This window comes from Nostoc sp. 2RC (genome assembly GCF_014222165.1).
GTDB lineage: Bacteria > Cyanobacteriota > Cyanobacteriia > Cyanobacteriales > Nostocaceae > Nostoc > Nostoc linckia.
Genome location: NZ_JACKZU010000002.1, coordinates 60757 through 71807 on the forward strand (window position 1 = coordinate 60757; position 11051 = coordinate 71807).

The window sequence follows — 11051 nt, forward strand, 5'->3', positions numbered from 1 at the left end:
TTTAATATTCACTAAATAATTACTTTTATTTATGTAATTTTTATTTTGTGAAATGAACTATTGATTTCATCTGTGGCAAGGAATCACAAGCTTTTCGCCCATAATCAGCATTTGGAAATCTATTAACGCATAACTTGGGGTTGCCGCCGTACGCCAATCCCAAATTTCGTCTTATATGACCTAATTTGCTAATTAAAAACCGATTTTGGCTTATAAAAATATTTGTGAGAAGAGTATTTTCAACTACCAGTACTTTGTTTAATTGCTTATCAAGCAAATAAATGTTTAGGAACAATTATTGATTGTCATCTAAAGTAAACAAAAAAAATTATGAATTATCTTGTATCTGGTATCACTTCATAATATGATTCAACTAATTTAAATGACAATCTTTTTCAAAGTTCGTCATTGTGCGTTCAGATGCCCTCAAGTAGTGCGATCGAGTGTAAGCGGATAAATGAAGTTAGATAGATTTTTTCAAAGCTTGTTGCTGACAAGTGCGGTTGTTGTTGTTATCGGCACTGCTGCTAAAGGTGAGGAAGTACCAGAGGATGTTCAAAGCAAATCTTCTACCCAGAGGGTAGGGAAATCTACATTAGATCGGCAGCTTGCAGTTACAGATAAAAAATTTGTTATCAAAAAATCTCAGGTATTAGCCTCTAGTACCAGGAAATCCCGACTGTTGAAGTTTCAGCTTGGAAGTTCGCTACAACAAGCAAAGTCGGATGAAACAACTAAAAATATTCTTCAACTAGGGGAAATCGAACTTCCTAGCACTAGCGCTCAAATGCTAGTACAGTCACCAACTAACCCTCCTAACCCAGAACAAACAACTACTGACCCAGTGATACCAATCACGGGAGTGAAAGCAAATCCCACACAGACTGGTGTGGAGGTGATTTTAGAAACACCCCTTGGGGAACAACTGCAAGTTACAAATCGCAGTGCGGATAATAATTTTATTGCCGATATTCCCAATGCTCAGTTGCGTTTACCCAGTGGCGATACTTTTACATTTCGTTCGGAAAAACCAATTGCGGGAATTACGGAAATCACCGCTACAAATATTGATGCAAATACCGTGCGGGTGACGGTGGTAGGTGACAATACTTTGCCGACGGTTGAGTTATTTGATGATGATACAGGGCTAGTTTTTGGTGTAACTTCTGCTGCTGCAACAGCAACACAGCCACCACAGCAGCCGGAAGCACCACAAACACAACAGCCAGACAACCAAGAACCAGCCAACCAAACACCCCAAGAAGCACCGGCCGCACAGTCAGATGAGCCGATTGAATTGGTGGTGACTGGAGAACAAGATAACTATCGGGTCACGGATAGTAGTACTGGGACGAAAACCGATACACCTTTGCGTGATATTCCCCAATCGATTCAGGTAATACCGCAACAAATATTGCGCGACCAACAGATTACTGGTTTAGATGATGCACTGAGAAATGTCCCTGGTGTGAGTGAGAGTTTTAGCTCTGCTGCAAGTAACTTCTTTTCAATTCGTGGCTTTGATGCAGCAGCTACGAATCTTCTGCGGGATGGACTAGTGGATCCTTTAGCCGGACAACTCAATGAATTGACTAGTATTGAGCGAGTCGAAGTTCTCAAAGGGCCAGCATCCGTATTATTTGGTTTGGGTAATCCGGGGGGAGTTATCAACCTAGTATCCAAACGTCCCTTAAGCGATCCTTTTTATGCCATTGATGCCACCGTTGGCAGTTATAGTTTTTATCGGGGTGCCCTTGATTTATCAGGGCCATTAAATGACTCGAAGACAGTATTGTATCGCTTGAATACTGCCTATAGAAATAGAGGTAGTTTTATCGATTTCTATAGTGGCGAGCAATTTAATATATCACCTGTTGTGAGTGTGGCGATCGGGGATAAAACTAACCTGACTTTAGAAGGAGAATACATCGATGCTAGAGATTCTTATATATCTGGTGTGCCTGTTATAGGTACTGTATTGCCCAATCCCAATGGAGAAGTGTCCCGGAATCGGAACTTTGGTGAACCTTCTGATGAAATCACACAAACCATTACAAGGCTTGGCTATCAACTAGAACACAAATTTAGTGACAATTGGTCGTTACGCAATGCTTTTCGGTTTACCTTTCGTGATTACAGTGACAGACAAACGATTCCTCTGAGTTTGGATGCAGACAATCGAACTTTCAATCGTTTCTACCGAGAATACGATTTGGAAAATACAAACTACACTCTGACGACAAATTTAGTTGGTAAGTTCTCTACTGGTTCGATCCAACATCAGCTACTATTTGGGATTGATTGGAATCGTTTAGAAAACTTCTCGCCAAGATATATCGAACGCCAAGCAGAATCAATCGATATCTTTAATCCTGTATATGGTCTACCACTGGGTGAGATTACTTTTGATGAGTTTAGCGATAATTCCGAGACCAACTCATTAGGAATTTATCTGCAAGACCAAATTGCATTGACGGACAACTTAAAGTTGTTGTTGGGTGGGCGGTTTGATACGTATGACCAGAAGTATGAAGATTTCACCAATAATACAGAAAGTAGTGGTTCAGATAGTGCATTCAGTCCTCGATTTGGCATTGTCTATCAACCAATCCCAGCGATTTCACTTTATGCCAGTTATACACGTTCGTTCACCCCACCAAATGGTACATTCTTTTTTGGTGTTGACTCTACCTTACAGCCAGAACGCGGTACTCAATATGAGATTGGGGTGAAGGCAGATTTGAATAGTCGCCTTTCAGCAACATTAGCATTCTTTGATTTGACTCGCACTAATGTTTCAACAGCAGACCCCAATAATGAAGGATTTACTATCCAAGTAGGGGAGCAAAACAGCAAAGGTATTGAATTGAGTTTAGCGGGGGAAATTGTACCAGGATGGAATATTTTTGCTGGTTATGCTTATACCGATGCACGCATTACTGAAGATAATACTTTTGCGGTGGGAAATCGATTACCAAATACACCGGAACATTCTTTCAATTTATGGACAACTTACGAAATTCAACAAGGTGAATTACAAGGTTTAGGGGCAGGAATTGGCTTGTTTTTTGTTGGCGATCGCGCCGGAGATTTAGACAATACTTATGATGTGCCTAGTTATGTCCGGACTGATGCAGCTATTTTCTATAACAGAGATAGATTTCGAGTTGCACTCAACTTCAAAAATCTATTCGATGTAGACTATTTTGAAAGTGCGCTGAGTTCTAGTCGTGTTTACTACGGACAGCCATTTACTGTACAAGGAACCATCTCATGGCAGTTTTAAGAACAAAGAATTGAGAATTTAGAAGTTAGTAGTTCTAATTTAGACTCCTAACTTCTGACTTCAATTAAGCAATTTTCAAATTGTTAATTCTGATAGATAATGCGAAAATTTTTATATTTATTAATATTAACCATTCTAGGATTTATTGTAGTTGTAATCTGCAACTATAAAACTCCTAAAACTATATCTTTACTACCCCGTCTATCACCTGCCGAGTGCCACATAGTTAAACATACAATGGGAGAAACCTGTGTTCCCAATCAACCCCAGCGTATTGTTACTTTATCATTATCTACTTTAGGCAATGTACTGGCACTTGGTGTTAAACCAATTGGCACAACCAATGAATATTACCGGGAAGAAAACTTTCTCAGAACCTCGTATAAAACAGATGAAATCAAATTAGTTGGATTGGAGAGACCAAATTTAGAAGCAATTTTACTACTCAAACCAGATTTAATTATTGGTGTAGATTGGTTCCAGTCAATTTATCCTCAGTTGTCTAAAATTGCCCCCACAGTTTTGGGGGAAATGGAGTATTCTAACTGGAAAAAACATTTAACTTTTGTGGCTGAGGCACTAGGAAAACAGGAAGTTGAAAAAGCTCTTTGGAATCGTTATAATCGACGAATCGAACAACTAAAATTAGCATTAGGAACTCACTATCAAGACAAAAAAATATCCTTTATCTATATTAATGGCAAGCAAATATCAATTGATGTTAAAAACTCATTTGTGGGTTCCATTATGAATGATGCTAATTTACCACGTCCCACTTCACAAAATATCGAATCACCTTATGGAGCCGAGAATATTTCACTAGAAGAATTAGAAAAAGCTGATGGCGATGTTTTATTTGTAGCCACTTTTGCTAGTGGTGGAAAGCAATTTCTAGAAAAAAAACAACAAAATCCTCTATGGCAAAAGCTCAAAGCTGTTCAAAAAAATCATGTTTATAATGTGAATATTACATCATGGTCTGCAACACATATGATTGCCACCGATGCAGTGATTGATGATTTATTTAAATACCTTGTCAACATTCCTTAACTATATGCTATGCCTAAACACACGATATTTGTCTGCAAATCTTGTCACCGTTCATCTGAAGAACGGCCAAAAAATCCACCTTTCGATGGCGATATTTTCATTGACAAATTAAATAATTTATGTGTGGAAAAATTCACTATTGACGAACTTGAAATTCAAGGAGTTGGTTGTTTGTGGGCTTGCGATCGAGGCTGTGTTGTAGCTGTATCCAGCGAGGATAAACCCACCTATCTGTTTGTGGATTTGACCCCAGAAGAAAGCACAGCAGCGTTACTAGAATTTATGCAAATTTATATTAAAAAACGTAAAGGCAGTGTAGCTTGGGAACAGCTACCGCAAGTTCTAAAGTCTGCTATTTTCGCGCAGATTCCATCTGTAAAATCATAGCTACAAATTATCATGCACTGTTCTCAAATATTAACTTCATTTATTTTGTTACTAACCAAGCTTCTAAATCAGCCAAGCTAGTAAAATCTAGCAATGCTTCACTCAAATCTTCTAAAACAGGTAAAGACAAACCAGAAATTGAGCCGCGAATTTCATTTGATAGTTCCCCAAACCGCTTAGCTAAGATTCGGATAATCAAGTTAGCAGCCTCTTCTTGGCGTCCTTCTTGGCGTCCTTCTTGGCGTCCTTCTTGGCGTCCTTCTTGGCGTCCTTCTTCCTTAATTTCTTGGTAAACTCTTGTTTCCTTGAGTGTTATTCCTAGCATCAACTCTATCTCCTTTGGGCTTAATTGTTCAAATCTATATACCATTATTGTCATTATCATTTCTATTATTACACGGCTTGATGAAGATGATTCTTCACGAGTTCTTGTTAAGAGATACCTTGCTTCCTCTGGCATTTGTTCCTCATTGACGGTGGTTAGTACCATCAACGCTACCCATAGAGGTAATTGCCGAATATTGCCCAATTCATCCAAATAAATTCGATGAACTTGCCCACCATTGAGTAATGAACGATGAGGATAAATATCCCTTTGTTCAATAGTGCGGGATGGATAAATAATCGTTACTTGCCAATCACTGAACCTGTCACGATTACGATAGAAATATAATGAGGATTCTGCAAATACTCTTTCGTAAAGCCGTTCATCTTTTTGAAACTGTACTTCACAAAAATATACGACTCCTACACCTTCGTTTTCTGGTGGTAAAAATACCCCATCTATTTCAAATTTTGGTTCTTTGACAGCTACGGAATCAAAGCGATAAGCATCTGCATTTATTGGAGGATTTGCCAATAGCTCAAATAGTAAACCAGGATATTGTTGAAAAAGTTGATAAAAAATTGAATCTCGTCGCATAAAAAGGAATTAGAATACAGAATTTAAAAGACTCCATGCTTAAACGGACAGAGTTTTAATTAGGGACTTTCAAGTAAAAAAATATTTCACAGAAGACTGTTAACTGTTGACCGTTGACAGTCAGCAGTCAACGACCCGAACCGGAACAATTTATTTTTTGAAGTTCCCTTAGCTTCAATCATTTGACTCCAGACTGCACTTGCCATAAACCAGCATAAATTCTATTTTTATCTAACAATTCTTCATGGGTTCCTGATTCAACCAACTCTCCATATTCCATGACATAAATGCAATCAGCATTGCGGATAGTGGAAAGACGATGAGCGATCGCTATTGTAGTCCGATTCACAGTAATCCGTTCTAAAGAACGCTGAATAGCAGCTTCAGTTTCATTATCCACCGCTGATGTAGCTTCGTCTAAAATTAAAATTGGTGGATTTTTCAAAACAGCCCTAGCAATAGCAATTCTTTGGCGTTGTCCCCCAGATAATTTTTGTCCTCGTTCCCCGACTATTGTTTCATAACCTTGGGGTAGCCGCATAATAAAATCATGAGCTTCGGCAATTTTTCCAGCAGCAATTATTTCTTCATCCCTAGCATCAAAAGTACCATAGGCGATATTTTCAGCAACGGTACCATGAAATAAGAATACATCCTGACTTACCAACCCAATACTGCGACGTAAATCACCTAAATTTAAGTCTTGGATATCAATACCATCAATCGTAATTCTGCCGCCAGAAATTTCATACAATCGCAGCAATAATTTTACTAAAGTACTCTTACCAGAACCTGTAGAACCTACAATGGCAATGGTTTTACCTGCGGGTATATGTAAAGATAGATTTTTAATTACTGGTTCTCTATTGATATAAGCAAAAGTCACTTGTTGAAAGAAAATTTCACCACGTACTTGCTCAATAGGTAAAGATTTTTCACCTGGAATAATATTTATGGGAGCATCTAATAAATCCATGATGCGATTCGTAGAAGCCATTGACCTTTGATATTTATCAAATATTTCTCCTAATGATACTAATGGCCACAAAAGTCTCTGGACTAAAACAAGTAAAACACTATAATTGCCAATGGATATCTTACCTGAATATGTCGCCATTCCTCCCCAAAACAATAAAACTGTAAATCCTCCTAAAATTAGCATTCTGATTAGAGGATTAAAAGCAGCAGAAAGTTTAATTGCTTTGGCATTACTTTTGCGATATGCTTCACTTTCTCCAGCAAATCTCGCACTTTCATAAGCTTCGGCAGTAAAACTTTTAATTGTGGTAATTCCACTTAAATTGTTTGCTAATCGTGAGTTGAGAAAACCTACTCTTTCTCTGACTTCAGCGTAACGATCTTCCAGTAGTTTTTGATAAGTAAAGGAACCCCAAAGGATAAAAGGCATAGGCAACAATGTTGCCAAAGTAATGGCAGGAGGTAAAATCCAGAAAGCACCGCAAGTTAAAATAATAACTGAAGTAGTAATTTGGATAATTTCACTAGCTACAAAATTTAAAAAATCTTCCAATCTGTTGATGTCGTCATTCAAAATTGACATCAACCCACCAGTGCTGCTTTCTTCAAAATAATCTGAATCTAATGCTTGTACATGATTGTAGGTATCAACGCGTAAATCATGCTGAATATTTTGAGCTAAATTCCACCATAGTCGATTGTAAGCGTACTCAGAAGCCGACTCTAGTATCCAGATAATTATAGTGACAACTGTTAGCAAAAAAAACTGCCAAATTATCTCTCTTACACCTAATTTAGCAATAAAAGAATTTTGCTTTTCTACCAAAATATCTATCGCCACACCAATTAACCACGGTGGTGCTAAATCTAAAATAGTATTGATGATAGTAAATAATGTTGCTTGCCATATTTGCAGGCGATATTGGCTGCCATAATTGAGCAAGCGTTTTAGAGGAGAAGTTGAATTTTTAGGCTTTTGAGATACTTTTGTCACGACTGTTTATTTTTTGTAGTTAAATGATTTTGGTAGACATTGCATGACGAATCTCATTCGATTTGCTGATGATTGATTTTTGTCTTGCGTCCTATTGGTATACACATGGGAGTTCCAACAACGGGATCGAGAACAATACGACACTCCAATCCAAAAACCTCCTGAACCATTTCTTTAGTCATTACTAACTTTGGTTCGCCAGCAGCAAAAATTCGACCATCTTTTACAGCAACTAAATAATCAGCATAACGACATGCTTGATTTAGATCGTGTAATACCATTACAATAGTTCGTCCTTGAATTTGGTTCAAATCGTACAATAGATCTAAAATCTCTATTTGATGCGCCAAATCTAAAAAAGTAGTCGGTTCATCTAAAAGTAAAATATCTGTATCTTGTGCTAGTGCCATAGCAATCCAAGCTCTTTGTCGTTGTCCACCAGACAAAGTATCTAATGCTCTATCTGCTAACTTCAACAAATCAGTAATCTCTAGCGCCTGTTGTACGATTGTTTCATCTTTTATTGACCATTGTTGTAACCAATTTTGATAAGGATAACGTCCTTGTGCTACTAAATCTCGTACTGTTAACCCTTCCGGTGCTACTGGCCCTTGGGGCAAAATACCCAATTGTTGCGCTATTTCTTTGGTAGAAAGATTCAAAATAGAATTTCCATCCAGATATACTATGCCATCACGAGGTTTGAGTAATCTTGCCAAGCCTCTTAACAAAGTTGATTTACCACAACCATTAGCACCAACCAAGGCACTAATTTGTCCGCCGGGAATTGCTAAATTTAAGTCACGGATAATCGTTGCACCATCGTAAGCTAAAGACAAACTTTTGGTTGACAATCCTTTCATAATGAAACCATTTTGGATTTTAGATTTTAGATTTTAGATTTTAGATTTTAGATTTATGAAAATCTGATTTTTTAGTTGATAAAATATCCTTTTCCCCCAGTCCCCAGTCCCTCATTTTTTCCGATTACGAATTAATAAATACAAAAAATAAGGAGCGCCAATGGCAGCAGTTACTACTCCACAAGGCAGTTCGATGGGTGCAAACAAGGTTCTACCTAAGAAGTCTGCCATGACAACAATTACTCCCCCTAAAAGTGCGGAAATAGGAATTAAGCCTTCGTGGGTTGTACCTACTAACTGTCGTCCTAAATGGGGTGCGATTAAACCGACAAAAGCAATATTACCGGCACTGGCGACTCCTGCGCCTGCTAAGGCTACCCCCACCAATATCAGTAAACCACGTTGCCATTCCACTCTACTACCTAGACTTTTGGCCACATCATCTCCTAAATTAAGAGCGTTTAAATGTCTTGCCAATGTCAAAGCCATTGGGATAAAAACAAGTAGCCAAGGTAATAAAGAAAATACTTGCTCACTCGTGCGTCCGTAGACACTTCCAGCTAACCAAACCAAAGCATTGCTAACATTGTAAATTTCGCCAAAGGTAATCATTAAGCTGGTGATGGCAGTGGCGATCGCAGATAAACCAATACCAATCAAAATTAATAGAATCGGCGAACTACCGTTATTCCAAGCCAAGGAGTAAATTAAAATCGCCATCAGCAAAGCACCAGTAAAAGCCGATAGGGGTAAAGTATAAATTGGCGCTAATGGAAATAAAACAATTACGCTCACTGCCGCCAGACTCGCCCCAGCATTAATACCAATAATACTGGGATCGGCCAATGGATTGCGTGTTAGTCCTTGAAAGATAGTCCCAGAAATTGCCAGCGCCACCCCCACCATCAAAGCTACAAGGGTACGGGGTAAACGCAAATTGTAAATCACGAATGCATGGTCTGGGTTTCCCGTATCTAAACCCAATAGAGTTTTCACAATATCCCCAGGGGAAATCGGATATTCACCCCGCCCCAAGTTCATCGTCATTGCTACCAAAATTGCTAGTGCCAAACATAGCACCATGAATGGTACCCGTCGGTTTATACGCAAGGATATCCCTTGAGAACGAATGACTACAAAATTCATTTTTTCACCTTTGACTTAGCCAAGTAGACAAAAAAAGGCGCACCCACAAGTGCTGTCATCACACCTACAGGTAACTCTTGCGGTTTGAGCAACACACGAGCGCCAATATCTGCAATCAAAAGTAAAATAGCCCCCAAAACTGCACAATAAGGTAATATCCAGCGATAATCAGCTTTGATATAAAATCTCACCATATGGGGAACGACTAAACCAATAAAGCCAATTGGCCCGGCAATAGCAACGGAACTGCCAGCTAGTAAAACTACGCTAATAGCAGTGGCAATTTTAACTAAGGCTGTTTGTTGCCCTAAGCCTTTAGCTACGTCTTCACCCAAACTCATGGTAGTAATTTGTCTACCAAGGGCAAAAGCAATAATTAATCCGGTGAGGACAAAAGGCAATGCTTGGAAAAACATATCCATATCCCGGCCAGCTAGGGAACCAGCCAACCAAAATCTAATTTCCTCTAGGGTGCGTTGGCTGACAATCAAAGTAGCAGTGGTTATGGAAGAGATGAGAGCTGTTAAAGCTGCACCTGCCACCGTCAAATTTAATGGCGTCGCTCCTCCCCGTCCTAAGGAACCCAGGAAGTAAACTAAGATTGCCGTGGCTCCAGCTCCCAGAAACGCCACAATTGTGTAAACATCTAGGGATGGGCTGCCAAATAAAAAAGTCGCTACAACCACCGCCACTGCTGCACCAGACTCAATACCCAAAATTCCTGGATCTGCTAGGGGGTTGCGTGTTAAACCTTGCATCAACGCTCCCGATACTGCCAAGGCCGATCCTACAAGAATAGCAACGAGCGATCGCGGTAATCTCACAGTCTGAATAATTAAGCGATCGTAGGAACCATCAAACACTATAAAAGATGAGATAACCCGATGTAGAGGTATTTCTGCTGCACCCAGCGTCACACTGCACACCAAGCAAATTAGCAGCATACAAAGTCCCAAAACCAGACCAAATAAGCCCGACATTTGCCGCTTTTTGAATTCTTTCAGTGACACTATGGTGGCTTTTATCATGATCCTGCTATCAGTTGAAAATATTACGCCCTGCTGGTTATGTATTTTTTTAGGGTAATTAACCGTTATAGAAGGGGTACGCAGCTGTGCGCCCCCACAGAGAACAGCATTAGATGAAAAAATCTATAAATTTGCACTCTCAATATTTAGCAGCTTTCTCATCATTAAATTGATAATTTTTCTTAATAAATATATAGATTACATTATCATGCGACCATTTCTCAATTTTTTACACCAATAAAACATACTCATAAACTTTTGATATATTTTCTCAATAAACTGGTATTGTTTAGATCGACTGAAATTTAACTTGGAATAGGGAATGGGGCATAGAGCATGGGGGATGGGGGATGGGGAGCAGGGGAGAGTTGTTGTACAAGTTTTTTCTCCTCTGCCC

General features: G+C 39.0%; 8 protein-coding genes. 3 read left to right on the top strand and 5 right to left on the bottom strand.

The window, feature by feature from the left end; translation table 11 throughout:
* The first annotated feature begins 457 nt into the window (after positions 1-457).
* From GNE10_RS00810 to GNE10_RS00820, 3 genes are all read left to right on the top strand, one after another.
* A complete protein-coding gene (locus tag GNE10_RS00810; protein ID WP_185563222.1) occupies positions 458-3286 on the top strand; it encodes a TonB-dependent receptor in 2829 nt (942 codons plus the stop codon).
* A 99-nt stretch (positions 3287-3385) separates the two neighbouring features.
* On the top strand, positions 3386-4336 hold the full coding sequence (locus GNE10_RS00815) for an iron-siderophore ABC transporter substrate-binding protein (protein WP_185563223.1): 951 nt from the start codon (positions 3386-3388) through the stop codon (positions 4334-4336).
* Positions 4337-4345: 9 nt separating this feature from the next.
* On the top strand, positions 4346-4723 hold the full coding sequence (locus tag GNE10_RS00820) for a DUF1636 family protein (RefSeq protein WP_185563224.1): 378 nt from the start codon (positions 4346-4348) through the stop codon (positions 4721-4723).
* A gap of 40 nt (positions 4724-4763) precedes the next feature.
* Here GNE10_RS00820 and GNE10_RS00825 read toward each other — a convergent pair whose 3' ends face one another.
* The 5 genes from GNE10_RS00825 to GNE10_RS00845 all read right to left on the bottom strand — a co-directional run bounded on the left by GNE10_RS00825 (position 4764) and on the right by GNE10_RS00845 (position 10654).
* Positions 4764-5645 carry an Rpn family recombination-promoting nuclease/putative transposase gene (locus GNE10_RS00825; RefSeq protein ID WP_185563225.1) on the bottom strand — a complete coding sequence of 294 codons (882 nt, stop codon included), beginning with the start codon at positions 5643-5645 and terminating at the stop codon, positions 4764-4766.
* A 178-nt stretch (positions 5646-5823) separates the two neighbouring features.
* Positions 5824-7617 (bottom strand): ABC transporter ATP-binding protein, encoded by a 1794-nt coding sequence (locus GNE10_RS00830; protein WP_311774775.1) that lies wholly within the window; start codon positions 7615-7617, stop codon positions 5824-5826.
* 53 nt (positions 7618-7670) lie between these two features.
* A complete protein-coding gene (locus GNE10_RS00835; RefSeq protein ID WP_185563226.1) occupies positions 7671-8480 on the bottom strand; it encodes an ABC transporter ATP-binding protein in 810 nt (269 codons plus the stop codon).
* A 111-nt stretch (positions 8481-8591) separates the two neighbouring features.
* Complete coding sequence (locus tag GNE10_RS00840; protein ID WP_185563227.1) at positions 8592-9626, bottom strand: iron ABC transporter permease; 1035 nt, start codon at positions 9624-9626, stop codon at positions 8592-8594.
* The gene (locus GNE10_RS00845) at positions 9623-10654 is read right to left on the bottom strand and encodes an iron ABC transporter permease (protein ID WP_185563228.1); all 1032 of its coding nucleotides are present in this window, start codon (positions 10652-10654) and stop codon (positions 9623-9625) included. The genes GNE10_RS00840 and GNE10_RS00845 overlap by 4 nt, the downstream gene beginning before the upstream one ends.
* Positions 10655-11051: the final 397 nt, after the last annotated feature.

Excerpts from the sequence above, each read along its gene's own strand:
- GNE10_RS00810 (WP_185563222.1), top strand. The coding sequence starts at position 458 with ATGAAGTTAGATAGATTTTTTCAAAGCTTGTTGCTGACAAGTGCGGTT.
- GNE10_RS00815 (WP_185563223.1), top strand. The coding sequence starts at position 3,386 with ATGCGAAAATTTTTATATTTATTAATATTAACCATTCTAGGATTTATT.
- GNE10_RS00820 (WP_185563224.1), top strand. The coding sequence starts at position 4,346 with ATGCCTAAACACACGATATTTGTCTGCAAATCTTGTCACCGTTCATCT.
- GNE10_RS00825 (WP_185563225.1), bottom strand. The coding sequence starts at position 5,645 with ATGCGACGAGATTCAATTTTTTATCAACTTTTTCAACAATATCCTGGT.
- GNE10_RS00835 (WP_185563226.1), bottom strand. The coding sequence starts at position 8,480 with ATGAAAGGATTGTCAACCAAAAGTTTGTCTTTAGCTTACGATGGTGCA.
- GNE10_RS00840 (WP_185563227.1), bottom strand. The coding sequence starts at position 9,626 with ATGAATTTTGTAGTCATTCGTTCTCAAGGGATATCCTTGCGTATAAAC.
- GNE10_RS00845 (WP_185563228.1), bottom strand. The coding sequence starts at position 10,654 with ATGATAAAAGCCACCATAGTGTCACTGAAAGAATTCAAAAAGCGGCAA.